The sequence below is a fragment of the Tenacibaculum discolor genome (assembly GCF_003664185.1).
In the GTDB taxonomy this organism is placed as follows: Bacteria; Bacteroidota; Bacteroidia; order Flavobacteriales; family Flavobacteriaceae; genus Polaribacter; species Polaribacter discolor.
The window spans coordinates 119,651-144,984 of sequence record NZ_RCCS01000009.1; the positions used below are offsets into that span (position 1 = coordinate 119,651).

Here is a 25,334-nt window from a genome sequence, read left to right on the forward strand (position 1 = left end):
AACTGAAAATGTCAAAAATAGTTATTCTCGGAGCAGGTATCTCAGGTCATGTTGCTGCCGCTCACTTACGTAGAAAGCTTCCCAAAAAACACGAAGTTTTAGTAGTATCACCTAACAGTAATTACCAATGGATTCCATCAAATATTTGGGTAGGAATTGGCAAAATGAAACCTAAAGATATTCTTTTTCCGTTGGCTCCATTATATAAGAAAAAAAACATCGGCTTTAAACAAGCTAAAGCTGTTTCTTTTCATCCAGAAGGAGATTCAGTAGAAAAAAAACCTTATGTGTTAATTGAATATGTTTCAGGTGAAAAGAAAGGAACAAAAGAGAAAATAACCTATGATTTTTTAATCAATGCGACAGGTCCGAAGCTTAATTTTGAAGCAACAGAAGGGTTAATTCCAGGGAAAAACAAAACATATTCAGTATGCACTTATGGTCATGCAGAACATGCATGGAAAGGTCTGGAAGCACTTATTAAAAAAATGAAACAGGGTACAAAAACAAAAATTCTTATAGGTACAGGTCATGCCAAATCAACTTGCCAAGGAGCTGCATTTGAATATATTTTAAATGTAGAAAAAGAACTAAGAGACCATGGCGTACGAGACAACGCTGAAATTACGTGGATTTCAAATGAATATGAGCTAGGAGATTTTGGAATGGATGGAATATTATTGAGGTATAAAAATATTAATATGAAATCTAGTGAAATGGTCGAAATGATTTTTGAAGACCGCAGTATAAAACATATAACTAAAGCCGGAGTTTATAAAATAGAAGATGGTATAGCCCATTACGAAACATTAGAAGGAGATCATAAGAAAGAAACATTTGATTTTGCCATGCTTATCCCAGCCTTTTCTGGTCACGGATTTAACGCTTTCGACAAAAAAAACGAGAATATAACACATAAACTATTCAAAGGTTTTATGATTGTTGATGCCAATTATACGAGTAAACCTTATGAAGAATGGAGCGTTCAAGATTGGCCAGAAACTTATCAAAACCCCAATTATACCAATATTTTTGCTCCTGGAATTGCGTTTGCTCCACCACATACAATTTCCAAACCCAGAACAAGTAAAAACGGTACCCATATATTTCCAGCACCCCCTCGTACAGGAATGCCTTCTGGGATAACGGCGAAGTTAGTAGCCAATAATATAATTAATCATCTTCTAAAAGGAACACCATTAACTAAAGATAAAGGTTCTATGGGAAATATGGGAGCTGCTTGCATTGCTTCTGCTGAGTATGGAGCTTTTAGTGGTAGTGGAGTAAGTATAACAACATTTCCTATTGTTCCTGATTTTAAGAAATATCCAAACACTCACGGAAGAAAAATGAACAACACCTTTGGTGAAATTGGTTTAGCAGGACATTGGTTAAAATTAGCCTTACACTATGCCTTTATTTATAAAGCAAAAATGAAACCTTTTTGGTGGTTAATTCCAGAATAAACAACCTTAAAAACTTATTTAAAACATATTACCAATGGAGAGAATACCCCAAAAAGCGAAAAGAAGAATGCAAAATCCTATAATTCAGTTTTTTATATTTATTTACTTGAGCTTAAAAATAATGATTGTTGTTGCTGGAGGACACGGCGGAACGAGATCTTAAGATTTCGTTCAAAAAAGTATCCTTCATTATAAAACCATCTAACAAATAGCTAAAGTATTGTTACAATGGGTCATGTGAATACACTTTTATTATAATATTAGTTATTGATTGCTCTGTTTTATGTCTCTAAATTTACTATTATGTAACTAAAGTTGCAGACTACAGCCTATACAATATTTAAATTAGTATATAATTTAAAAGCTGTTATTATGAAAACTTTAAACACAATAGGCTTGCTATTCTTATTACTTTTTTCAAGTATTAGTAGCTCTTGCCAGAATACAAACAATACCGACCTTACTCTTTCTCAACAAGAAAAAAACGAAATGCTTTTTATGTTAGAGGAAGAAAAATTAGCTTTTGATGTTTATAACTTCCTTAATGAAAAATGGAACCTACGTGTTTTTGGAAACATCAGTCAAAGTGAAGAACGACATATGAACGCCATGAAAGGTTTATTACAATACAATAATATTGCCTTTACCTTAAATAAAGAAAGAGGTGTTTTTAAAAATTCTGAACTTCAAAAGTTATATGATGAGTTAATAAGTAAAGGACAAAAATCTAAACTAAATGCACTTGAAGTAGGTAAGTTAATTGAAGAAAAAGATATTGAAGATCTACAGTTAGCTATTAAGAACACCAATGATAAATACAGTATAAATGTATATACTAATTTATTAAACGCTTCATACAATCACTTAAACGCATTTAACAGAAACATTTCCAAGTATTAGTTGATTTTTAATTGTTAGTAAATAACGTCTAGACTTTTGTTTAGGCGTTTTTTCATTGTAACATTAGTTACTGACTACTGTGTTTTATGCCACTAAATTTGCTGTAACAAAACAGAAAAAATGAAAACATCATATATAAGTTTATTTACGGTAGCACTTTTTATATCTGCTACTACCCTATCTCAAACTAAAATTTCCATTTCAAAAGGTGAAGTTTTAAAAAGAGTTCAGGAAAATAACACCTCTTTAAAAATATCTGAACAAAACTATCAGCAAGCACGTGCCGATTATAAGCAAACCAATGCTGTATTCTTACCAAATATTACTGCCTCTCATACAGGAATTGTAACAACCAACCCATTAATGGCATTTGGTAGTAAATTGAATCAGGAAATTTTAACACAGGCAGATTTCAATCCTGATTTATTGAATAACCCAAAACGAACACAAAACTTCGCTACTAAAATTGAAGTACAACAACCTTTAGTCAATTTAGACGGTATTTACCAACGTAAAGCTGCTAAAACTAAAATGGAAGCAACCAACTTGCAAACACAACGTACTCAAGAATATTTATTACTTGAAGTAGAAAAAGCATACATGCAATTGCAATTAGCTCACAAGGGAGTTTCAGTATTAGAAAAAGCATTAAAAGCTGCAGAAGCAAACCAACAAATGGCAGAAAACAGTTTTAAGCAGGGATATTTACAACGTGCAGATGTACTAGCAGTTGAAGTTAGAGTTACTGAAGTAAAAAATCAGTTACAAACAGCAAAAAGCAATGTGCTAAATGCTTCTAACTATCTGTCTTTTTTAATGAATGAAACACAAAACAACATTTATGAACCTTCAGATAGTTTGCAAGTACACTTAACGAATCAACTAGCTGACGTTACTATTTCTGAAAACCGTTCAGATATTAAAGCAATGGAATTAGCTTCTGAGGCTTATCAAAAAATGCACAAAGCCGATAAGATGGATTTTCTTCCACGTTTAAATGCTTTTGGTAGTTACGAGTTGTACGATGATAAAATTTTCAATGCAGATGCAAGTGGTTACGTAATAGGAGCGCAATTAACTTGGGATATTTTCAAAGGCTCTAAACGCTACGGAAAAGCACAAAAAAGTAAAGCACAGTATGAAAAGTCTAGATTAGAATACGAACAGTACAAATCTAAAAGTCAATTAGAGTTAAATAATACCAAACGATTGTTAAACGATGCTGAGGAACAATTAAAGTTAACCGAATTGGCCTTACAACAATCAGAAGAAGCCTTACGAATCAGAAAAAACAGATTTAAAGAAGGACTAGAGAAAACGGCCGATTTATTGACTACTGAAACACAATACGCTCAAAAACAATTAGAATATTACCAAACCATATATCAATACAACTATACCAAAGCTTATTTAGATTTTTTAACTAAAGAATAATCAACAGTAAAAACGAACAAATGAAAACTATATATACAATCGCCCTTGCCGCATCACTTTTAGCATTAAGCTGTGGTAAAAAAGAAACAACAAACAATAACAACAAACCAACAGTAGCTGTAAAAGTTACTAAAGTAACCGCTAATGATAACAATCCGTTTATAACAGCAAGCGGAAAAGTGGAAGCTACCAACAGTGCTGAATTAAGTACTCGTATGATGGGTTATGTAACTAACATACACGTAAAAGTTGGTGATAAAGTAAACAAAGGTCAATTATTATTATCTATCAATAACAGCGATTTACAAGCTAAGAAAGCTCAAGTAGAGGCTAACATTATTAAAGCGAAAGCAGGATTTTCAAGTGCTGAAAAAGATTACAATCGCTTTAAAAACTTATTTGAACAAAATAGCGCTTCTCAAAAGGAGTTTGACGATATCACTGTTCATTACAATGTTGCCAAAGCTAATTTAGAAGCTGCAAAACAGATGAGAAATGAAATCAATTCTCAGTTTGCTTACACGAATATCAGAGCCCCATTTTCAGGAGTGGTAACTAACAAATTTATCGATAAAGGTGCAATGGCGAATCCTGGAATGCCTTTAATTTCTGTAGAAGGAAAAGGCGGGTTTGAAGTTACTGCGTTAGTACCAGAAAGTGATATTTCTCAAATTAAAAAAGATACTAAGGTTGATGTAACTATCAAATCAATCAACAAAACAGTTACAGGTAACGTATCAGAAGTAAGTACCTCAGCAAAAAACACAGGAGGACAATACTTAGTTAAAATTAACCTAGATAAAACCGATGTGAAATTGTTATCAGGAATGTTTGCTACTGTTCAGTTTCCTGTTGAAAAAACACAAAAAAGTACTGACATGGTTTTAATTCCGTCAGAAGCTTTAGTACACAAAGGACAACTATCAGGAATTTATACGGTAAGTCAAAGTAATACTGCTGTATTGCGTTGGTTACGCTTAGGAAGAACTTTTGGAGATCAAGTAGAAGTTTTATCAGGTTTATCTGCCAATGAAAGTTATATCGTTTCTTCTGAAGGTAAGCTATACAACGGAGCGAACATTACAATTAAATAAGTAAAAAATTGCGTTAGGGATAGAAGCAAGCTACCATGTAGCGCGAATAGCCCGACCACCTAGTGGTAACGCCCAAAATAATAAAACATGAAAGAAGGTTTAGCAGGAAAAATAGCCAAAGGGTTTATAGGCTCTAAACTTACCATATTATTAATGGTAGTGTTTATGGTAATTGGTGTGTACAGTTCTTTTTTAATTCCGAGAGAAGAAGAACCACAGATTGATGTGCCTATGGCTGACATTTTTGTAGGGTATCCAGGAGCGAGCCCTACAGAGGTAGAATCGAGAGTTATCAAACCCTTAGAAAAAATAATTTCGAACATCAAAGGAATAGAGTACGTATACTCTACTTCGATGAAAGAACAAGGAATGGTCATTGTTCAGTTTTATGTTGGAGAAGACATCGAGCGCTCGTTCGTAAAACTATATAATGAGATTAACAAACATATGGATCAAATGCCGAAAGGTGTTACGATGCCTTTGGTAAAAACACGTGCAATTGATGATGTACCTATGTTAGGGTTGACATTATGGAGTGAAAACTATGATGACTATCAATTAAAACAAATGGCACAAGAACTTACCAACGAAATCGAAAAGGTAAACGATGTAGCGATTACTCAAAAAATTGGAGGTAGAAATCGTGAAGTACGTGTTGTAATAGATAAAGATAAATTAGCTGCAAGTGGACTAGACTTTTTATCGGTTACTAAAATGCTAAAAGCCAGCAATCAGCAACTGAGTGCTGGAAGTTATGATAAAAATGATACCGAGTTTTTAGTAACTACAGGAAAGTTTTTACAATCTGCTGAAGATGTTAAAAACTTAGTCGTTGGTGTACAACAAAATCAACCAATTTATTTAAAACAAGTTGCGAACGTACTAGACGGTCCAGAAATTCCTAAAAACTATGTAAGTTTTGGGTACGGACAAGCGAGTAGTAATGCTTCGACATATCAATCAGAATATCCAGCGGTAACCATATCGGTAGCTAAACGAAAAGGTGCAGATGCAATGCAAATTGCCGATGTTATTTTAGCTAAGGTTGATCATTTACGCACCAACTTAATTCCTGATGATGTACATGTTGAAGTTACACGTAACTATGGTGAAACAGCATCTCAAAAAGTGTCAGAATTATTATTACACTTAATCGGTGCAATTATTGCCGTAACTTTAGTCGTAATGTTAGCCATGGGATGGCGAGGTGGTTTAGTGGTATTCTTATCAGTTCCCATCACTTTTGCGCTTACCTTGTTAAGTTACTACATGTTAGATTATACCTTAAACAGAATTACCTTATTTGCTTTGGTATTTGTAACAGGTATTGTGGTAGATGATTCCATTATTATTGCCGAAAATATGCATAGGCATTTTAAAATGAAACGATTACCGTTTAAGCAAGCTGCCTTATATGCTATTAACGAAGTAGGTAACCCAACTATATTAGCCACTTTTACCGTAATTGCTTCGGTATTACCAATGGCATTCGTTTCTGGATTAATGGGACCTTATATGAGTCCAATGCCTATTGGAGCTTCTATCGCCATGATTTTGTCATTATTTGTTGCGTTAACAATTACTCCGTATTTAGGATATATTTTCTTACGCGAAAAAGACAAGCATGGTGCCGAGGAAAAGGTTGAAGAAGATGAAACCAAAGCAATGCAAAGCACGCTAATCTATAAATTGTATGAACGATTCGAGCGTCCGCTTATTGAAAATAAAACCAAGCGTTGGGCTTTCTTAGGAATCACTATTGTTTTATTACTAGGTTCTATGTCGTTGTTTTTTACCAAATCGGTAGCTGTAAAGATGTTACCTTTTGATAATAAAAACGAATTCCAGGTAGTAATTGATATGCCTGAAGGTACCACATTAGAGCGTACCGATGCGGTAACCAAAGAAATTGCACAGTATTTAGCTACACGACCAGAAGTAGTAAACTACCAAAGTTATGTAGGTACTTCTGCCCCAATTACCTTTAACGGATTGGTACGTCACTACGATTTACGTGGTGGTAGTAATATGGCGGATATTCAGGTAAACTTGGTTGACAAAAAAGATAGAAGTATACAAAGTCACGATATAGCTAAATTGATGCGTTCTGACATTCAAAACATTGCTAAAAAGTTCAAAGCAAATGTAAAATTAGTAGAAGTTCCACCAGGACCACCTGTATTATCAACCATTGTTGCTGAAGTGTACGGGCCAGATTATGAAAAGCAAATTGAAATTGCTAATGAAGTTCAAAACATCTTACATAATACAAATGACGTTGTAGATATCGATTGGATGGTAGAAGACAATCAAACTGAATATGAGTTTGTAATCGACAAGGAAAAAGCAATGTTGTATGGTGTGGCACCTCAGCAAATTGCTTACACATTGAATATGGCATTGTCTAACAGAGCGGTTTCAACCTTATATGATGAAGACGCTTCTAATCAAGTAGGAATTGTGTTTGCTTTGGATGAGAAAGAGAAGTCTTCTGTTCAAGATATTGCTCAGTTACAGATTAAATCGCAACACGGTACTATGGTTTCTATAAGTGATTTGGTTTCTATTGAAGAAAAGAACAGTGCAAAAAGTATTTACAGAAAGAATCAAAAACGTGTGGTATATGTGATGGCTGATATGGCTGGGGAGTTAGAAAGTCCTGCTTATGCTATTTTAGGAATGGAAGAAAAATTAAAAGAGATTCCACTTCCAAAGGGATATGAATTAAATGAGCTATACATTAAACAACCCGATTTTGAAGATAATTACACCGTAAAATGGGATGGTGAATGGCAAATTACCTTAGAAGTGTTTAGAGATTTAGGTATCGCCTTTTTAGGAGTAATCATTATTATTTATATGTTGATTGTAGGGTGGTTTCAAAACTTTAAAGCTCCAATTGTAATGATGGTTGCAATTCCATTATCTATGGTAGGAATTATTTTAGGACACTGGATGATGGGGGCTTATTTTACAGCTACTTCATTTATTGGAATGATTGCACTAGCAGGAATTATGGTACGAAACTCCGTCTTACTTATTGACTTCGTTAATTTACGTTTAGCAGAAGGAATTCCGTTAAAACAAGCTGTTATAGAAGCTGGTGCAGTACGTACCACTCCTATTCTACTAACTGCAGGTACTGTAGTTATTGGGGCATTTGTAATCTTATTTGACCCTATTTTCCAAGGATTAGCCATTTCTTTAATGGGAGGAACTATTACTGCAACTGTACTAACCTTATTGGTAGTACCATTAGTATACTATTTAATTGAACGTAAAAACTATAAATAAGATGAAGTTATTAATAATAACCGTAGTTGATGGGCTTCAAAATGAAGTAATGAAACTATTAAAAGAAGCAGCTATAGATAATTTTAGTGCTTCTGATATTGAAGGTTTTCGAAATTCTTTTCCTGTAATTTCTGTAAATGATTGGTTTTCTGGAAATGAAAAAGCAACTGGTTCATATATGTATTTCTCATTTACTGAAACTGATAAAATAGATACACTGTTTAACTTAATTGAAACTTTTAATAAAAATTTAGAAACAAATAATCCAATACGAGCTGTTGTGGTTCCTATTGATAAATATATTTAATTATGAAGAATAGAATTGTACGTGGTATTGCTGGTAGTTTTATACTTATTAGTTTAATCTTAGCTATTAAAGTAAATATTAATTGGTTATGGTTTACTGCTTTTGTAGGTGCCAATTTATTACAATCATCATTAACCAAATGGTGTTTAATGGATGATATTTTAACCAAGGTTTTTAAAGTAAAAGAGTAACTATTTATACTACAGAATAGTTTAACATGAGTTGAATCTTTTTATACAATTGTGGAAATTGTTGCTGTAAATCTTTTGGAGTTTCAAAAAAGTGCTCCATAATTACAGCAACAAATTCCAATTTATTTGTTAATGCATATGCTCTAAAATAACCTGATGATTTAATTCTTTCAGCATTCGCTTTATCATCCATAAAACTGGTTATTTCTTCAAATAAACGGTAATAAATTCGGGCACTTACATCTTTCGATTTTCTTCCATGAAAGGTTAACGCATGTGAAAACTCATGAATTCCTAAGTTTAAATTATCATTCAATACAATATCTCCTAACAAAAAATCTTCCCAAGAAAACACAATAGATTTTAGTCTTGGGTTAAACTCTCCTTTATGATATTGTTTAGTTATTGTTGAATAAAAACTAGTAGGATATATTATAATTTTATCGAAAGTTGTTGTAAGGTATTTACGCATTCCGAAAGTTAATTTAACATACGATGCTGCTATTAAAACTTTTGCTTCTGGAGTTAACTCAAAGTCGTCTCTTTCAACAAAATTATAGGTTCTGATAAACTTGGTCAGTCGATGTTCAAAATATACTTTTTGTTTTTCATCTAGTTTCTTATAGAACCTTATATTTTCAACTAAAAACTCTTTCTTCTTTTTAGGTAGCTTCTTCTTTATTGGGTAAAAATGCACAAAAAGAGGTTTGTTAAATATGTACACATAAATAGACTCTATAACATTAACTCCAACCCCTATAAAGCCTAGAAAAAAAGCGGTATATTTTATAAGAAAAACAGGTTTCATACTAATTTTAAAAAAGCTCTAATATAAGTCTATGTAACTTAAGTTACATTATTAAGATTTCCTTTTTATTATTTTGCATCAGTTAAGCAACCTTTTCCCCAATATTTTCCTTAAACATAAAAAACAGCAAAGAGTTTATCTCCTGCTGTTTTATTTTTTATTTTTTTTCTTCCTTAGGTTTTTTATGTCTTTTACCTATCTGAAAATCTCTAGAAATATTAAATCCAAAATGAATATCTCCTTTAAAAAAGTTTCCAGTAGTTTCGGTAATAAAGCTATTTTCAATCATAGTTATAGCATTGGATAATATTAATTGAAATACGTGTCCTCCAGTTTCTATATCAACACTAAAGGCTAATGAATTATGGGTGTCTATTGATTTTAGGGGGTTGATAGTATAAAAATACTCCGTATTTATAGATACTCTTTTACTTACTTTGTAGCGACCACCAGCTCCTATAACAAAAATATCATGAGGGTCAGAATTTATTGCAACAGTATTTCTATGTATATATGTAGGACTAAGTTGTAAAGAAAATTCTTTATTGAACTTTCTAGCAATAAGTACCTGAGTAGTATAAAACAAACGATCATTAAAATCTGGTTCATTTTCTGGTTCGTAATTCTTTATAGTTTTTTTAGCAATACTACCAAATAACGACATACTAAAAGGAAACTTCTGTACTCCTGTTGATTGTTTTAAGAACTTATATTTAACAAAACCATCGTATGTTTTTTCATAAGAACTACGCCCTAGCCCTAATGTTAAGTTATCAGTAAAAGCATACTCTAAACCAAATCGAATATTTGAATCATCTAAACCAAAAAAATTATCAATTCCTTCATTAATTCTACCAAATCTGTGGGAAATTAAAAACTCTAAAACTCCTTTTTTCCTATTTTCTATCGATTGACCATTTATAATTCGAGTTCCTTTAAATGTAGCTGATACAAATTCTTTTGTTTGTGGAGTTTCTTTATTTAAAATATCCATTAATTCCTGAGCGCAAACTTGCTCACAGAAAATCAAAAAAAACAATAACTTTATTATATTTTTCATTTGAATTAAATTTTATTATATCAAGACTAATTAGATTAGCTTAATAGTCTTTTTAATTATATGGTGAGTGTTCAAGGCGAAAACTTACTTCTACCTCACGTGCTATATTATTACGTACAATGGCAGGAATCTTAATATTATAATCAGCAACAAGAATTATAAATTTTCCTTGTAACTCTATTTTAGTTTTATTTATGTACAGTTTACTTCGTATTGTTACTTCTTTTGTAACACCATGAATAGTTAATTTTCCTTCTATTTGAGCAATAGAGTTGTCTCCTCTTAAAATTTCTTCTAAATTCTTTACTTTACCTGTAAAATAGGCTTTTGGAAATTGATCTGACTCTACATAGTTTTCATTAAAGTGTTCTTGCATAAGAGCTTTTTTAAAAGCAAAAGATTTCATTAGTATTGTAATCGCTATATCTCCACTTGAAATATCAACAATACTCAAAACTTGATTATTTTCTGCCTTTATATCCTCCACTTGTGTATGTGAGAAAAATGATATACTTCCTTGTTTGGTCAAATATCTTTCTTGTGCTAAAAGCGAGTTATATAGTGTAAATACTAATGTTAAAGTAAATATTAAACGTGTTTTCATTTTTATTTTTTAATAATAACAGATCTAACGAGAATCACATCCATCAAAAACCCCGTACAGATTCCTTTAATAGTAATTTCTTGCCCTTTTTTTAACCCTAAAACCATTCTATTTTCGGCAGGGTCCATATTACAACTAACAGTCTCTATAGCGTTACCTTGTCCTAAGATAATTACACTGTTACCGTTTGCTGTCTTAATATCTTTTATGGTTCCTTCAATTTGTATTATTTTATCGAGATATATAGAATTGGCCTTTTCCTCATTATTTTTAAACTCATTTATAATATACTCCGACGTTAGCTTGTAAGTAGGTTTTATTGTATTCACATCGGAGTGTGGTTTATTGTAAAGTTTTATTAATAAGAATAATCCTATGAAAAAACCTATAAGTATAATAATACCCGCTATTTTTATAGTTCTATTCATTTGTATTCTTGTTTTTTAGTTATTAGGTGCTCCATTATCTACCCAGCAGGCAATTTGTTCAATTTCTTCTTGTGTTAACGATCCTTCTTTAGGCATTACACGGCTCTGAGTAAGCTGTTTTATCATAGATGCATTGTTTTCTACTACTGAAAACACTCTAAAATCATATGGATGGTAAGAGCCATCATGACATTGAATACAATTATTATCTATAATAGGTTTAATAGTTGCTGAAAAAGAAAGGTCTGGGCTACATATAAAACTAGTAACTTCTTCCTCTACATTGTATTCGCAAGAAATAAAACTAAATAATAAGCATGCAATTATCCAATTAATAATATTGTTGTTTTTAACTTTCATTGTTTTTTGAAGTGATTAAAATAGAAGAAGAATAGTTTCTTCTTCTATTTTAGAATTATGCTTAAGAAATTTACTTGATTATTCTGGTGCCACTTCAGTAGCATTGTTTAAAACTGGCCAAACACCTGGGTTAGGAACACTAACTCCTTTATTATCTCCCTTAGAGTTATCAGAACCAAAATAATATAAAGGCCATCCTTTAAAAGTTATTTGATCTTTCTTACCATGTACCGTTATCACGTTAAAATCACTACTTTTTAAAACACTTGGTACTGCTTTTAAATCATTATAAAATATTGGCCATGCTCCATCATTAGAAAAATCTTCAGAAGTGTACGTATTTGTATCATTTTTATCTGGTGCATACGCATACAGTGTATTTCCTTCAGAATCGGTAAGATATAAAGTCATTCCTTCACCTTCTACAACATCCCCTTGGCTATCGATAATATAATTAACTCCATTATTACCTACTAATTGAGCATTTACATACATAACTGAATAGTCTGGTTTAGCGACATACCATACCTGGTTTACTCCATCACCATTAATATCTCCCTTACTATTATCACCAACATAATAATATAATGGCCACCCTTTATATGTAGTTTGTTTAGCTCCATCATTACGTGTTATAGTTCCAAAATCTTTTGATTCTAGACCATTGTCTAATTCTAAGTTTGCCTCATAAAAAACAGGCCAAGCATCTAAACAACCCTCAATACATTCAGAAGTCATTTTAGAATCGTTAGAGAAAAAATACAATGTCATTCCACTAGCATCGGTCAAATATTTTCCATGGGTAGTATCTTCAGATAATAATACATTCTTTTCTGTTGTAGGGTTATCATCTGGAATATCAACTTCTGGGTTAGAGTCGTCACTACTACAACTATAAATTAGGCTTATTGTAACTGCCAGCAATAAAAATGTTTTTTTCATAATTAAAAATTTGTATTAGATTTGTTCCCCGCAAATAAATATATCTTATGCTTTAGGTAGTAGTGAAAAGTAGGTGAAAAGGAAAAAAAAGCTACTAAAAAGGAAAAAAAGCACTTGAAAATTTGTTCATTTCTTAATCTTTCTCTTTAAGATTACACCTATTAATTTCAATTCTGTGAATTTTATAAGTCAATTCTATAGAAGGATTAAAACCAATTACTATTTATGAAAAAAGACCGCGTATATTTCTTAACTTTCTTAGGATTGGCTATTGTTACATTTGTTGTAAGCTATTTTAGTATGAACTATTTATTAGAAGTTTCTACTAATCATTTTTTACAAACTCAAATTGAAGCTAGCAAGCGAGAAGCAAATGAAATATCTTCTCTTGTACAAAGACAAATAGAAAATGGGCTTCCTGAAAATGTCGTAATCAATAATTTACAAAGAAGTATAGAAAACACTAGTATTGAGTCTGGCTTTATTTGCATGTTTGACTGGTCTGGGGTTGAAATTTGCCATCCTGACCCAGAAAAAATTGGACAGTTAATTTTACCTGATGAATCATTTGTTCAACCTGTTATTAATAAAGAATTAGATTCTCACGATTTTTACAACCTATTAAACAGTAAAACTGAAATGGGAGGGGTTAGAGAGTTTTCAGATAAGAAAAGAAGCTCTGAAATTATCTATTTATACCCTGTAAAAAATACTGATTGGATTGTTGCTGCACACGCCAACATAAAACATATTAAAAACAGGATGCTAAAACTTAAAACTAATTTTATCCTTGTTTATGGGGCTTCGGGTACTTTAATAATTATTATGTCTTTATTTATGGTTCGATTTATTAGTGGGAAATATGAGAAAAACCTTGAAGAACAAAACGAAGGCTTATCTAAAAAAGTTCTTACATTATCTCAGTTAAACAGCGATTTAATGTTGTATAGAGAAAAAATAAACACTGTAGATACACCTGCTGAAAAAACAATCACAAACTCAGCTGTTAAAAAAAGAATTCTGACTTATGTAAAAGACGAAATAGTATCGATTGAACCCGATAACATAGGGTTTATTTATACTCAAAATACTATTACCTATATCTGTTGTCTAGATGGTTCAATATTTCACAGCAATAATAGTCTAGAAGATATTTTCTCTGATTTAGATAATACTGAGTTTTTTAGAGCTAATAGACAATTTATTATATCTGTAAAAGCAATAGACAAAATATATAAATACGGAAGTAATCAACTTAAAATAGAAACAAAACCTCGATCTCCTTTAGATATAATTATAAGTAAAAATAAATCTTCAGAATTTAAAAAATGGCTAAGAGGAGAATAGTTTGTTTTTTATGATGGTTTGTATTTTTTCATATTTGCTTACTAGTAACGGTCAAATATGAGCTGTTATGTATTTTTATATAAGTTCTCTAAACCAGAGTCACCTGACGGTTGAGCAATAGGCAATATCTTTAACCTAAACATAAAAGAGGTTTTGGAAAAACTACCTGTAAAAATGACATCCGTTAAAGATTGGGCAAAAATAAACCGAGAAATTTTCTTAAGTTAATTAAGTTTGGCAATCTAGAGTATTCTCTAAAAAACACTCTAGATTATCTTTAACTTGTAGCGACTCAGAGAGGACTCGAACCCCCAACCCTCAGAGCCGAAATCTGATGTTCTATCCAGTTGAACTACTGAGTCTATAAACCTTATTAAGCTAGTTTAGCTTTTACAATTGCTGAAATAGTTTTTCCGTCTGCTTGTCCAGCTAATTGTTTAGATACAATTCCCATTACTTTACCCATATCCTTCATACCATCTGCTCCAACATCTGCAATAGTTTTCTCTACAATATTCCCAATTTCTTCCTCACTTAAAGCTTCAGGTAAAAATTGTTCTAAAATAGCTGCTTCTGCCAATTCTGGTTCTGCTAAATCATTACGACCTTGCTCTGCAAAAACAGCAGCACTATCTTTACGTTGCTTTACTTGTTTTTGAATAATCTTTAATTCTTCTGCTTCGGATAATTCTCCTGCTCCTGCTTCAGTATTTGCCAACATAAATGCTGATTTCAATGCTCTTAAAGCTGTTAAAGCTACCGTGTCTTTAGACTTCATAGCTTCTTTCATTTTATCCATTACCTGTTTTTGCAAACTCATAATTTTATGTTTTTAAAGTATTAAAAAATCCCGATAAATCGGGATTTTAAAAATAAGTGTTATTCTTTTATTAATCTACATTATCGTGTAAAAACGAATTATTAGAGCGTAATAAATCGTTATTATCTGTATTTAATACTGTATCTGACTTACTAAAATCAGAACCTGCATCAATATCAACTCCTAATCTTTTATATGCTGGTTGACGCTCAATTTCGTCTATGTTTTTACTAACCTGGTCGTTAAACTTGTAGTTAAAACCTTTCATTTTTTCACGTCTTTCCTGTGCTCTTTTTTGCAATTCAGAAATTGTTAAGTCCAACGGAGAAACTTCTTCGCTTGAAGTGTCTATGTTATTAATTTCTTCTTGCGTTTTAGATTTTACCTCAAATTGTAACTCTTCTTCTATCTCTTCCTTAATTGTTGGAGTAGAACTTTTACCAATTGTTGGTTGTGCACTAAAATCATCTAGTACATAACGTTTTTCAACTTTATGATACTTTACTTCTTCAGCTTTTACTTCAATATTTTTAATCTCGCTAGTTGTTTCAACTAAATGAGAAGCTGGTTTTATTTCTTCGTAAGAGTTTAATGGTAAATCAAACAACAAATCTTGCTGAGTTGGTTGCTCTTTTACTTCTCTTTCTTCTACTTTTGGTTCAGCTATATTTGTAATAATAAAATCGTCTTCAGAAACTGTTTCTATTTCAATCTCATCATATACTACATCAATATTTTTTATTGCTTCCGTTGTAGGAATAATCTCTGATTTAGGTTCAGGCTTTTCTTCCTCTAAAACATGAACAACTTTATTTGATGGTGTACTTTTTATAGGCTCATCAATTGCTGGAGATGTTTGTATATTCTGGTCTCCAAAATTATAAGTTGCCTTTTGCTCATCTTCTAAAGTATGAACTATTTTTTTCACCTCTGTATTGGTAATATTACCTTGCTGATCGGCAGCGAAACCCGTAGCTACAACTGTTACTGCTATTCCATCTTCTAATGTTTCATCCTCACCGATACCCATAATAATATTGGCATCATAACCTGCTTCATCTTGGATGTAGTCATTAATTTCACCTATTTCATCTAGAGTAACTTCATTACCTCCAGAAACGATTAATAACAATACATTTTTAGCTCCTGTAATTTTATTATCGTTCAATAATGGTGAATCTAATGCCTTTACAATAGCATTTTTAGCTCTGTTTGCTCCTGTTTCTTTTGCAGAACCCATAATTGCTGTACCACTATTTGATAATACCGTTTTTGCATCATGTAAATCGATATTTTGTTTGTAGTGATGTGTAATTACCTCTGCTATACCTTTTGCCGCTGTTGCTAATACTTCATCAGCTTTAGAGAATCCTGCTTTAAACCCTAAGTTACCATAAACTTCGCGCAGTTTATTATTATTGATAACAATTAATGAGTCTACATTATTACGTAGCTCATCAATTCCTTTTTGAGCTTGTTTTGAGCGCATTCTTCCTTCAAATTGAAATGGCATAGTAACGATACCTACCGTTAAAATATCCATATCTTTAGCAATTTTAGCAATGATTGGAGCTGCTCCTGTACCGGTTCCTCCTCCCATACCTGCGGTAATAAACACCATTTTGGTATGTGTACTCAACATTTGTTGAATTTCCTGCATACTTTCAGCCGCTGCTTGTGCTCCAATTTCTGGATTAGCACCTGCACCTAACCCAGAAGTTAAGTGTGCTCCTAATTGAACTTTATTAGGTATAGGACTGTTTTCTAATGCTTGTGCGTCTGTATTACAAATTACGAAATCTACTCCGTGAATTTGTTTACTATACATGTGGTTTACTGCGTTGCTTCCTCCCCCACCAACACCAATTACTTTAATGGCATTCGATTGTGTTTTTGGCATGTCGAATGAAATGTTATCAAATTCTGCGCTCATAATAACTTTTCTTTTTTATTAATTCTTATTCAATTTTACACTCCTTTTTAGGGGATTAATCAGGAGTATTCTTATATATACTAATTACTCTGCGTTATCTAAAAATTCTTTGAATCGTTCAGTAAACTTATCAAAAAACGATTTAGATTTTTTCGCTTTGTGTTCCTTCTCTTCTTGGATTTCTTCTGCTATTTCTTTTTCCTCTTCAATAGCTTCTTCTACTAACGCCTCTGGCGCTTCTTCAACAACTACTTTTTCTTCTACTTCTTTTTGTAAACCTTCCATTAACAACCCTACAGCAGTTGCAAATGCAGGACTTGACAATGCTTCATCAGAGTCTCCTGCTAGGTGTTCATTTGGATACCCAATACGAACGTCCATTCCAGTAATATATTCTACTAACTGGCGTAAATGTTTTAATTGAGCTCCACCCCCTGTTAGTACAATACCTGCAATTAATTTTCCTTTTTGAGTTTCATGCCCATAGTTCTTAATTTCAAGGTACACATGTTCAATAATTTCTTGAACTCTCGCATGAATTATTTTTGATAAATTTTTAAGTGTAATTTCTTTAGGCTCTCTTCCTCTTAACCCTGGAATTGAAACTATTTCCGTTTCTTTATTTTCTCCAGGCCATGCTGAACCGAACTTAATTTTTAATAACTCTGCTTGTTTTTCTATTATTGAACAGCCTTCTTTAATATCTTCAGTAATTACATTACCTCCAAAAGGAATAACTGCTGTATGACGAATAATTCCATCTTTAAATATTGCTAAATCTGTTGTTCCACCACCTATATCAATCAATGCTACACCCGCTTCTTTTTCCTCTTGACTTAACACTGCTGATGCAGAAGCTAAAGGTTCTAGGGTAATATCAGAAAGGTTTAACCCTGCACTTTTGATACATCTGCCTACATTTCGGATAGAAGATACTTGACCAACTACTACGTGAAAGTTAGCTTCTAATCTTCCACCATACATCCCAATAGGTTCTTTTATATCTGGCTGGCTATCTACTTTAAATTCTTGTGGTAATACATGAATAATTTCTTCACCAGGTAGCATAACCAATTTATGCACCTGACTTACTAAATTTTCTATATCTGTTGCATCTATTACCTCCTCTGACTTTTCTCTTGTTATATAGTCACTATGGTGAAGGCTGCGTATGTGTTGACCAGCAATACCTACTACAACATTCTCTATCTTATATCCTGAAATACTTTCTGCCTCTTCAGCTGCTTGCTGAATAGACTGAATAGTTTGCGTAATGTTATTAACTACCCCACGCTTTACACCTAAACTTTTCGCTTTACCAATACCTAAAACTTCAAGCTTACCGTATTCGTTTTTACGACCAATCATGGCAACAATCTTGGTTGTACCAATATCTAAACCAACTGCAATTTTATTGTTTTCCATCTTGATTTTGTTTTGTGCACACAACTTGGTTGTGGTATTTTACATTTATCGCTTTATAGTTATTAATGGTTTTGTCTTTAAATGCTTTGTTATAAAATGTTGTTAGCTTTTTAAACTTCATTGAAGCATCTGTTAACTCTCCAAAAATTATCTTATAACCACCACTACGAACTGTAAATATGTATTCGTTTTGGGCGTCTCTTTGAATAGCAATAATTTCTTTAGCGAAAAAACTATTACTATTTATGGTCTTTATTAACGTTGTTAATTCTTTGATTTCTTCTGGCTCCCTTACTCCTAAAACTAATGGTACTCTTGCTGAAAAATTTGTTGATAACGGAATTTCTACACCATACTTATCAACATAAAAAGATTTATCTTTATCAACAATTCGAGCTATCGGTGTTCGTTGTTTTATAGTAGTTTTTAACACCCCATCTACGGTTAAAAACACAGCTGTTTTTTCAACATACGGGTTCGCCGAAACATTAGCCTCTAGAAAGTGTAAATCTACCAATCTTTTTGGTTGGTTTTTAACAAATTCATTATTTTGTATTAACAATTTATCAACCATACTGTGTGTCAAAAAGTTATTGTCTCCAGCAGCAAACTCTACCACCGTGTTTTTTACCTTTTTTGCTCCATTTCTATTGGTTGTAAAACCATATAAAAACACCAAAAACATCAACAGCAAGAAAAAAGACAGATATGTTGCTAATTTTTTCATTCTATTTTTTGTGTTTTTCCTCTAATTTATTTTTTACTTCATCAACTAATAAACCAATATCTCCTGCACCTAACATTGCCACTATTTTTGACTCTGACTTTATGATTTCGTTGCTTAATTTTTCCTTCGACACTAACTTTTTAGTATCAATGGTTATTTTTTCCAATAACCAATTAGAAGTAACTCCTTTTATTGGCAATTCTCTAGCTGGATAAATATCTAATAATAACACTTCGTCGAACAATGATAATGCTTCTGCAAAATCATCTACAAAATCTCTAGTCCTGCTAAACAAATGTGGTTGAAATACAGCCAAAACTTTTTCTTTTGGATACATTTCTCTAACAGATTGCGCTACTGCTTTTATTTCAGTAGGATGATGTGCATAATCATCAATCAACACAACATCTTCAGTTTTTATTTTATAAGAAAATCTACGCTGTACCCCTTTAAAAGTTCCTAACTGTTTTTTAATTTTTTCTAATGACACTCCATATACATCTGCAATAGATAGTGCTGCTAAAGCATTCATCATGTTATGATTTCCTGGTAAATGAAATGCTATATTTTTAATTTCTGATGTTGGTGTTTTTACATCAAAAACATATTTACCTGCTTCTATTTTTACATTATAGGCTTTATAATCCGCTGCTGCTTCTACAGCATAAGTTAACCCTTCTAATGGTAATCCTTTTGCTACAATCAAAGTATCAGAAACTTTACCTGCAAAATCTCTAAATGATTGCTGTAACAATTCATTTTCTCCATAGATATCTAAATGATCTGCATCCATAGAGGTTACACAAGCTATATTTGGTGATAATTTTAAAAACGAACGATCAAACTCATCAGCCTCAACAACTGAAACTTCATCACCTCCTAAAATTAAGTTAGAGTTGTAATTTTCTGCAATTCCTCCTAAAAACGAAGTAGCTTTTTCAGGTTGCATAATGTGCCCTAAAATTGAAGAGGTTGTTGTTTTTCCATGTGTTCCCGCTACAGCCAAACAAAAAGTATTCTTAGTAATTTCTCCTAATACTTCTGCTCTTTTCAAAACTGTGTATCCGTTATCTTTAAAATAATTTAATTGTAAATGATTTTTAGGAACTGCTGGTGTATACACCACCAATGTTTTTTCTTTATTTAAAAATGAAATTGGAATATTTTTTACAGCATCTTCAAAATGAACTTCTATTCCTATTTCTTCTAAACTTTTAGTGATAGGTGTTGGTGTTTTATCGTAGCCTACTACTACTTTTCCATTGACAGAAAAATAACGAGCTATGGCACTCATTCCTATTCCACCAATACCAATAAAATAAACGTTATGTATCGTTTTTAAATTCACTAACTGATTAATTTTTCTATTTCGTTAACGATATTACTTGTTGCATTTGGTAACGCTAACTCATTAATGTTTTCACTTAAACTTTCTTGTTTCCCTTTATCTTTTAACAAGGTTTCTAATACCACTGGGAAGGTATCAAGCTCGTTTTCTTTTACTACTAAGGCTCCATGTTTATCTGCAATAGACTTAGCGTTTTTTGTTTGATGATCTTCTGCCACATTTGGTGACGGTATAAAAATAGTTGGCTTACCCACTATACATAATTCTGATACTGAACTTGCTCCTGCTCTTGACACAATAAAATCGGCAGCAGCATAGGCTAAATCCATCCTATTCAAAAACTGATGTACTTGAACATTTTCTAGTTCATCATATTTCTTATACTCTTCAAAATATAACTTACCACATTGCCATATTAATTGGACTCCTTGTTTTTTAAAGAAGTCTAAATTTGCTTCAACTAACTGATTTATCTTACGAGCACCAAGACTTCCGCCTAATATTAAAATGGTTTTTTTTGAAGTGTCTAATTCAAAAAACTCTTTCCCTTCTTCTATTTTAGTATGAATAAATAGTAAATCTTGACGAACTGGATTTCCAGTTTTTATAATTTTTTCTTCAGAAAAAAAACGCTCTAAATTATCGTATGCAACACATATTTTTTGCGCTTTTTTACCTAACAATCTATTTGTTATTCCTGGATACGAATTTTGTTCTTGAATTAAGGTTGGAATTCCTTTTCTATTAGCAACCATCAACGTTGGTCCACTTGCAAAACCTCCTGTACCTACAGCTACATCTGGTTTAAATTTTCGTATAATTCTATATGCTTTCCATAAACTACTTAATAGTTTAAAAGGAAACATTAAATTCTTTAAAGTTAGTTTTCTTTGGATTCCTGAAATCCACAATCCTTTGATTTCATATCCTGCTTGCGGAACTTTTTCCATTTCCATTTTATCTTTTGCTCCTACGAACAAAATATTAGCTTCTGGGTAACGAACTTTTATTTCGTTAGCAATTGCTATTGCAGGATAAATATGACCTCCTGTACCTCCACCGCTTATTATGATATTAATCGATTGTTTCATGTAAAATATCTAAAGGGTTATCATCTAAAATTGTTTCTTCAGTTTCGTTTTTAGAAGCGCTTACACTTAAAATCATTCCTAATGCGAAACATGTCATCCAAATAGAGGTACCTCCACTACTAATTAGCGGGAGTGTTTGTCCTGTTACTGGTAAAATATTCACTGCTACTGCCATGTTAATCATTGCTTGAAAAACAATAGGAATTCCCACACCAACAACCAACAAGGTTGCAAATATGGTAGTAGCCTTTTTGGCGGTTATTAAAATTCTGAAAAGCAATAAAAAATAAATAAATATTACCACTATTGCTCCTGCAAAACCATATTCTTCAACAATAATTGCATAAATAAAATCAGAAGAAGATTGGGGTAAAAAGTTTTTTTGCACACTTTTTCCTGGCCCTTTCCCTATCACTCCTCCTGTTGCAATTGCTATTTTAGCTTTTTCTACTTGATAATCTTCTTCACCATCTGGTTGAGAGAAGCTTTCAATCCTGCTTTTCCATGTATTCACACGGTTAGGCATTGCTTCGGGAAATGCCTTAGCTACTAAGATGAAAAATAGAAAAGCAAAAAGACCTATTCCTAATATATATCCTATATATTTTAATGGATATCCCCCAATGAACGATACCATTAAAATCATAAAGAACACCATAGCTGTGGTTGAGAAGTTTGCTGGTAATATTAACACTAGCACTAAACCTACAGGTAGCCACAACTGTAATAGACTTTCTTTAAAAGAAATTACTTTTTCTTTATTTTTTGCCAAGTAACGTGCAACATATACCATTAACACTAAGCCCGCCAATGTAGAGGTCTGAAATCCAATACCTACAAACGGAATACGAATCCATCTACTTGCATTGGCTCCTCCAATAGTAGTTCCTTGTGCCAAGGTAAAAACCAACAATAAAACAACAACAGGTAGCATTAAAACAGAGCCTCCACTAAAATATCTGTATGGAATTTTATGCACTCCATAAATTACCGCAAACCCGGTAATCAACAATACAATATGCTTTACCAAATGTCCTAAGGTAGAACCGTTACCAACTACATACACCAAATTGGTACTTGCACTATATATTGGCATAAATGAAAATATTGCCAACACTGCAACTATAGCCCAAATGGCTCGGTCTCCTTTTATATGTCGAAAGATGTTTTTCATCAATCTTTAATGTGCATTATATGTTTCTTACAGCTTCTTTAAACTTTCTTCCTCTATCTTCATAGCTTTCAAATAAATCGAAACTAGCACATGCTGGTGACAACAATACTGTATCTCCTTTTTGCGCTACTTTATAAGCTACTTTTACTGCTTCTTCTGCTCCGGCTGTTTCCACCATTACATCTACTACATTAGCAAAAGTATCTATGATTTTTTGATTATCTAACCCTAAACAAACTATCGCTTTTACTTTTTCTCTAACTAGAGGTAATAAATCTGTATAATCATTTCCTTTATCAACTCCTCCTACAATCCAAACTGTTGGATTATCCATACATTCTAATGCGTAAAAAGCTGCATTTACATTGGTAGCTTTACTATCGTTAATGAATTCAATTCCATTTACTTTTTGCACTTTTTCTAAACGATGTTCTACACCTTCAAAATCAGACAGGCTTTCTGCGATTGTTTCTTTTCTTACTTTTAACAACCTTGCAGCCATAGATGTAGCCATTGCATTTTTAGTGTTGTGCTTTCCTTGTAATGTTAGTTCAGAAACCTTCATTAATTTTTCTTCTGTATTAAATTTCATTATTATTGTGTCTTGTCTTAAAAAAGCCCCGTACTCTAATTCTTTTTCCATTGAAAATGGCACTAGCGTTGCTTCTGTTTTATTATTTTTTAACCAAGTTTGAATTGCTTCATCATCAGCGTCGTATATTAAAAAATCATCTTTTGTTTGATTTTTTGTAATTCTGAATTTTGAGTTTATATAGTTTTCAAATTCATATTCATATCGATCTAAATGATCTGGTGTTATATTTGTAATTATTGCAATATGTGGCTTAAACTTTTCAATTCCATCTAACTGAAAACTGCTTAATTCCAACACATATCCGTCATACTTATCATCAACCACTTGTTCAGCGAAGCTATCTCCTATATTTCCTCCAACTCCTACATTTAAGCCTGCTTTTTTTAACGCATGATGTATTAGCATCGTTGTGGTTGTTTTACCATTTGAGCCTGTAACTCCCACAATGGTTGCATTGGTAAATTCCGAAGCGAATTCTATTTCTGAAATCACTTTAATTCCTTTTGAAACTAACTTTTGCACAAGTGCAACTTTTTCTGGAATTCCAGGACTTTTCATCACCACGTCAGCATTTAGAATTTTATCTTCTGTATGCTGATTTTCTTCAAAATCGATTGAATTATGTAAAAGAACTTTTTTATACCGTTCTGCTATACTTCCTTTATCTGAAACAAAAACTTCATACCCTTTTTGTTTTCCTAAAAGCGCTGTTCCTACACCACTTTCTCCTCCTCCAAGCACAACTAATCTTTTCATTTATCTTAACTTCAATGTTACTATGGCAAATACCGCTAACAAAATTCCTACAATCCAAAAGCGTACTACAATTTTACTTTCGTGATAATTTAGTTTTTGATAGTGATGATGTAGAGGAGACATTTTAAATATTCGTCTTCCTTCTCCAAACTTCTTCTTTGTGTACTTAAACCACGAAACTTGTAGTATTACCGACAAATTCTCAACCACAAATATTCCAGCTAAAACTGGCAGTAATAATTCTTTTCTTATGGCAATTGCTATAACCGCTATGATACCTCCAATAGTTAAACTTCCAGTATCACCCATAAACACTTGTGCTGGATAGGTATTATACCATAAAAACCCGATTAATGCTCCTGCGAAAGCTAAAATAAAAACGGTCATTTCTCCAGATTTTGGGATATACATTACATCCAGATAATCTGCAAAAATGATATTCCCTGATACCCAAGCAAAAATTGCCAGTGTTATCACCATAATTGCTGATGATCCTGCTGCTAAACCATCAATACCATCAGTTAAGTTTGCGCCGTTTGAAACTCCCGTGACAATAAAAACGGTAACAAAAATGAAAATTATCCATCCATATTTTTCATATCCATCTCCTAAGAAACTCAATGCTTTAGCATAGTCTAATTCATTGTTTTTCAAAAAAGGAACTGTTGTTTTTGTTGACTTGTGCGCCTCACCAAACACTTTCTTTTTACCATCTATTTGCACAACTTGTTCTGAAGTAGGTAATTGTTCTTTTATGGTTACATCTTGGTGAAAATACAGCATAGATCCAACGATTACACCTAACCCTATTTGTCCTAAAACCTTAAACTTTCCTTTTAATCCAGCCTTATCTTTTTTAAATACTTTGATATAATCATCAGCAAAACCAATAAGCCCCATCCAAACAGTGGTTATTAATAGAATAATGATGTATATATTTTCTAGTTTTGCTAAGAACAATACAGGAATTAATGTTGCAAGGATTATAATTACACCCCCCATAGTTGGTGTTCCTGCTTTTTGTACTTGTCCATCTAAACCTAAATCCCTTACTGTTTCACCTACTTGTTGCCTTCTTAAGTAATTGATGATTTTTTTACCAAAAATAGTTGATATCAACAGAGATAATATGAACGCCATTGCAGATCGAAATGTGATAAACTGAAACACACTTGCCCCTGTTAAGCTAAATTCACTTTCTAAATATTGAAATAAATAATACAGCATTCG

The 25,334-nt window shown here is 32.3% G+C and carries 23 protein-coding genes and 1 tRNA gene; 8 read left to right on the forward strand and 16 right to left on the reverse strand.

All coding sequences use genetic code 11. The features are described from left to right. The first annotated feature begins 8 nt into the window (after nt 1-8). The 7 genes from C8N27_RS12655 to C8N27_RS12685 all read left to right on the forward strand — a co-directional run bounded on the left by C8N27_RS12655 (nt 9) and on the right by C8N27_RS12685 (nt 8,686). Nucleotides 9-1,466: an NAD(P)/FAD-dependent oxidoreductase gene (locus tag C8N27_RS12655; protein WP_121147743.1), complete on the forward strand. Its 1,458-nt coding sequence runs from the start codon at nt 9-11 to the stop codon at nt 1,464-1,466. Nucleotides 1,467-1,838: 372 nt separating this feature from the next. Then, nucleotides 1,839-2,366 carry a ferritin-like domain-containing protein gene (locus C8N27_RS12660; protein WP_147431739.1) on the forward strand — a complete coding sequence of 176 codons (528 nt, stop codon included), beginning with the start codon at nt 1,839-1,841 and terminating at the stop codon, nt 2,364-2,366. Nucleotides 2,367-2,486: 120 nt separating this feature from the next. Next, a complete protein-coding gene (locus tag C8N27_RS12665; protein ID WP_121147748.1) occupies nt 2,487-3,800 on the forward strand; it encodes a TolC family protein in 1,314 nt (437 codons plus the stop codon). A 20-nt stretch (nt 3,801-3,820) separates the two neighbouring features. After that, complete coding sequence (locus C8N27_RS12670; RefSeq protein WP_121147750.1) at nt 3,821-4,894, forward strand: efflux RND transporter periplasmic adaptor subunit; 1,074 nt, start codon at nt 3,821-3,823, stop codon at nt 4,892-4,894. Between the two features lie 87 nt (nt 4,895-4,981). Beyond that, on the forward strand, nt 4,982-8,188 hold the full coding sequence (locus C8N27_RS12675) for an efflux RND transporter permease subunit (protein WP_121147752.1): 3,207 nt from the start codon (nt 4,982-4,984) through the stop codon (nt 8,186-8,188). 1 nt (nt 8,189) lies between these two features. Continuing rightward, nucleotides 8,190-8,495, forward strand: a complete 306-nt coding sequence (locus C8N27_RS12680; protein ID WP_099215687.1) for a hypothetical protein — start codon at nt 8,190-8,192, stop codon at nt 8,493-8,495. Nucleotides 8,496-8,497: 2 nt separating this feature from the next. Next, nucleotides 8,498-8,686, forward strand: coding sequence for a YgaP family membrane protein (locus tag C8N27_RS12685; RefSeq protein WP_028891241.1), 189 nt, complete (start codon nt 8,498-8,500; stop codon nt 8,684-8,686). A gap of 4 nt (nt 8,687-8,690) precedes the next feature. Here C8N27_RS12685 and C8N27_RS12690 read toward each other — a convergent pair whose 3' ends face one another. From C8N27_RS12690 to C8N27_RS12715, 6 genes are all read right to left on the reverse strand, one after another. Further along, nucleotides 8,691-9,494 (reverse strand): zinc-dependent peptidase, encoded by an 804-nt coding sequence (locus C8N27_RS12690; protein WP_121147755.1) that lies wholly within the window; start codon nt 9,492-9,494, stop codon nt 8,691-8,693. Between the two features lie 157 nt (nt 9,495-9,651). Beyond that, nucleotides 9,652-10,554, reverse strand: a complete 903-nt coding sequence (locus tag C8N27_RS12695) for a DUF5777 family beta-barrel protein (protein WP_121147758.1) — start codon at nt 10,552-10,554, stop codon at nt 9,652-9,654. Between the two features lie 52 nt (nt 10,555-10,606). Then, nucleotides 10,607-11,158, reverse strand: a complete 552-nt coding sequence (locus C8N27_RS12700; RefSeq protein WP_121147760.1) for a YceI family protein — start codon at nt 11,156-11,158, stop codon at nt 10,607-10,609. Nucleotides 11,159-11,160: 2 nt separating this feature from the next. Then, entirely contained in the window at nt 11,161-11,586 is a 426-nt protein-coding gene (locus tag C8N27_RS12705) for an OB-fold protein (protein ID WP_099215540.1), read from the reverse strand. A gap of 15 nt (nt 11,587-11,601) precedes the next feature. Further along, a complete protein-coding gene (locus tag C8N27_RS12710; protein ID WP_099215541.1) occupies nt 11,602-11,946 on the reverse strand; it encodes a hypothetical protein in 345 nt (114 codons plus the stop codon). A gap of 78 nt (nt 11,947-12,024) precedes the next feature. Further along, on the reverse strand, nt 12,025-12,888 hold the full coding sequence (locus C8N27_RS12715) for a hypothetical protein (protein WP_121147762.1): 864 nt from the start codon (nt 12,886-12,888) through the stop codon (nt 12,025-12,027). Nucleotides 12,889-13,113: 225 nt separating this feature from the next. Here C8N27_RS12715 and C8N27_RS12720 point away from each other — a divergent pair, with 225 nt between their 5' ends. Continuing rightward, nucleotides 13,114-14,235 (forward strand): LytTR family transcriptional regulator, encoded by a 1,122-nt coding sequence (locus tag C8N27_RS12720; protein ID WP_121147764.1) that lies wholly within the window; start codon nt 13,114-13,116, stop codon nt 14,233-14,235. Between the two features lie 288 nt (nt 14,236-14,523). Here the strand turns inward: C8N27_RS12720 and C8N27_RS12725 are convergent. From C8N27_RS12725 to mraY, 10 genes are all read right to left on the reverse strand, one after another. Next, nucleotides 14,524-14,597: transfer RNA gene (locus C8N27_RS12725), tRNA-Arg, on the reverse strand. 11 nt (nt 14,598-14,608) lie between these two features. After that, the gene (locus C8N27_RS12730) at nt 14,609-15,055 is read right to left on the reverse strand and encodes a GatB/YqeY domain-containing protein (RefSeq protein ID WP_121147767.1); all 447 of its coding nucleotides are present in this window, start codon (nt 15,053-15,055) and stop codon (nt 14,609-14,611) included. A 70-nt stretch (nt 15,056-15,125) separates the two neighbouring features. Further along, nucleotides 15,126-16,988, reverse strand: a complete 1,863-nt coding sequence (gene ftsZ, locus C8N27_RS12735; protein WP_121147770.1) for a cell division protein FtsZ — start codon at nt 16,986-16,988, stop codon at nt 15,126-15,128. Between the two features lie 84 nt (nt 16,989-17,072). Next, complete coding sequence (ftsA, locus tag C8N27_RS12740; protein ID WP_121147772.1) at nt 17,073-18,413, reverse strand: cell division protein FtsA; 1,341 nt, start codon at nt 18,411-18,413, stop codon at nt 17,073-17,075. Then, complete coding sequence (locus C8N27_RS12745) at nt 18,400-19,140, reverse strand: cell division protein FtsQ/DivIB (RefSeq protein WP_121147774.1); 741 nt, start codon at nt 19,138-19,140, stop codon at nt 18,400-18,402. Before C8N27_RS12745 ends, ftsA begins: the two co-directional genes overlap by 14 nt. Nucleotide 19,141: 1 nt before the next feature. Next, a complete protein-coding gene (murC, locus tag C8N27_RS12750) occupies nt 19,142-20,488 on the reverse strand; it encodes a UDP-N-acetylmuramate--L-alanine ligase (RefSeq protein WP_121147776.1) in 1,347 nt (448 codons plus the stop codon). Further along, nucleotides 20,488-21,579, reverse strand: a complete 1,092-nt coding sequence (murG, locus tag C8N27_RS12755; RefSeq protein WP_121147779.1) for an undecaprenyldiphospho-muramoylpentapeptide beta-N-acetylglucosaminyltransferase — start codon at nt 21,577-21,579, stop codon at nt 20,488-20,490. The genes murC and murG overlap by 1 nt, the downstream gene beginning before the upstream one ends. Further along, on the reverse strand, nt 21,563-22,753 hold the full coding sequence (locus C8N27_RS12760; RefSeq protein ID WP_121147781.1) for an FtsW/RodA/SpoVE family cell cycle protein: 1,191 nt from the start codon (nt 22,751-22,753) through the stop codon (nt 21,563-21,565). Before C8N27_RS12760 ends, murG begins: the two co-directional genes overlap by 17 nt. 16 nt (nt 22,754-22,769) lie before the next feature. Beyond that, on the reverse strand, nt 22,770-24,104 hold the full coding sequence (gene murD / locus C8N27_RS12765) for a UDP-N-acetylmuramoyl-L-alanine--D-glutamate ligase (protein ID WP_099215551.1): 1,335 nt from the start codon (nt 24,102-24,104) through the stop codon (nt 22,770-22,772). Beyond that, nucleotides 24,105-25,331 carry a phospho-N-acetylmuramoyl-pentapeptide-transferase gene (gene mraY, locus C8N27_RS12770; protein ID WP_121147784.1) on the reverse strand — a complete coding sequence of 409 codons (1,227 nt, stop codon included), beginning with the start codon at nt 25,329-25,331 and terminating at the stop codon, nt 24,105-24,107. Nucleotides 25,332-25,334: the final 3 nt, after the last annotated feature.

What these genes read in the sequence shown, in the direction of transcription:
- C8N27_RS12680 (WP_099215687.1), top strand. Translation starts at nt 8,190, where the DNA reads ATGAAGTTATTAATAATAACCGTAGTTGATGGGCTTCAAAATGAAGTA.
- C8N27_RS12715 (WP_121147762.1), bottom strand. Translation starts at nt 12,888, where the DNA reads ATGAAAAAAACATTTTTATTGCTGGCAGTTACAATAAGCCTAATTTAT.
- C8N27_RS12685 (WP_028891241.1), top strand. Translation starts at nt 8,498, where the DNA reads ATGAAGAATAGAATTGTACGTGGTATTGCTGGTAGTTTTATACTTATT.
- C8N27_RS12760 (WP_121147781.1), bottom strand. Translation starts at nt 22,753, where the DNA reads ATGAAAAACATCTTTCGACATATAAAAGGAGACCGAGCCATTTGGGCT.
- C8N27_RS12700 (WP_121147760.1), bottom strand. Translation starts at nt 11,158, where the DNA reads ATGAAAACACGTTTAATATTTACTTTAACATTAGTATTTACACTATAT.
- murG (WP_121147779.1), bottom strand. Translation starts at nt 21,579, where the DNA reads ATGAAACAATCGATTAATATCATAATAAGCGGTGGAGGTACAGGAGGT.
- C8N27_RS12660 (WP_147431739.1), top strand. Translation starts at nt 1,839, where the DNA reads ATGAAAACTTTAAACACAATAGGCTTGCTATTCTTATTACTTTTTTCA.
- ftsA (WP_121147772.1), bottom strand. Translation starts at nt 18,413, where the DNA reads ATGGAAAACAATAAAATTGCAGTTGGTTTAGATATTGGTACAACCAAG.
- C8N27_RS12695 (WP_121147758.1), bottom strand. Translation starts at nt 10,554, where the DNA reads ATGAAAAATATAATAAAGTTATTGTTTTTTTTGATTTTCTGTGAGCAA.
- C8N27_RS12730 (WP_121147767.1), bottom strand. Translation starts at nt 15,055, where the DNA reads ATGAGTTTGCAAAAACAGGTAATGGATAAAATGAAAGAAGCTATGAAG.
- C8N27_RS12675 (WP_121147752.1), top strand. Translation starts at nt 4,982, where the DNA reads ATGAAAGAAGGTTTAGCAGGAAAAATAGCCAAAGGGTTTATAGGCTCT.
- C8N27_RS12670 (WP_121147750.1), top strand. Translation starts at nt 3,821, where the DNA reads ATGAAAACTATATATACAATCGCCCTTGCCGCATCACTTTTAGCATTA.
- ftsZ (WP_121147770.1), bottom strand. Translation starts at nt 16,988, where the DNA reads ATGAGCGCAGAATTTGATAACATTTCATTCGACATGCCAAAAACACAA.
- C8N27_RS12705 (WP_099215540.1), bottom strand. Translation starts at nt 11,586, where the DNA reads ATGAATAGAACTATAAAAATAGCGGGTATTATTATACTTATAGGTTTT.
- C8N27_RS12710 (WP_099215541.1), bottom strand. Translation starts at nt 11,946, where the DNA reads ATGAAAGTTAAAAACAACAATATTATTAATTGGATAATTGCATGCTTA.
- C8N27_RS12690 (WP_121147755.1), bottom strand. Translation starts at nt 9,494, where the DNA reads ATGAAACCTGTTTTTCTTATAAAATATACCGCTTTTTTTCTAGGCTTT.
- C8N27_RS12655 (WP_121147743.1), top strand. Translation starts at nt 9, where the DNA reads ATGTCAAAAATAGTTATTCTCGGAGCAGGTATCTCAGGTCATGTTGCT.
- murD (WP_099215551.1), bottom strand. Translation starts at nt 24,104, where the DNA reads ATGAAAAGATTAGTTGTGCTTGGAGGAGGAGAAAGTGGTGTAGGAACA.
- C8N27_RS12720 (WP_121147764.1), top strand. Translation starts at nt 13,114, where the DNA reads ATGAAAAAAGACCGCGTATATTTCTTAACTTTCTTAGGATTGGCTATT.
- C8N27_RS12665 (WP_121147748.1), top strand. Translation starts at nt 2,487, where the DNA reads ATGAAAACATCATATATAAGTTTATTTACGGTAGCACTTTTTATATCT.
- C8N27_RS12745 (WP_121147774.1), bottom strand. Translation starts at nt 19,140, where the DNA reads ATGAAAAAATTAGCAACATATCTGTCTTTTTTCTTGCTGTTGATGTTT.
- mraY (WP_121147784.1), bottom strand. Translation starts at nt 25,331, where the DNA reads ATGCTGTATTATTTATTTCAATATTTAGAAAGTGAATTTAGCTTAACA.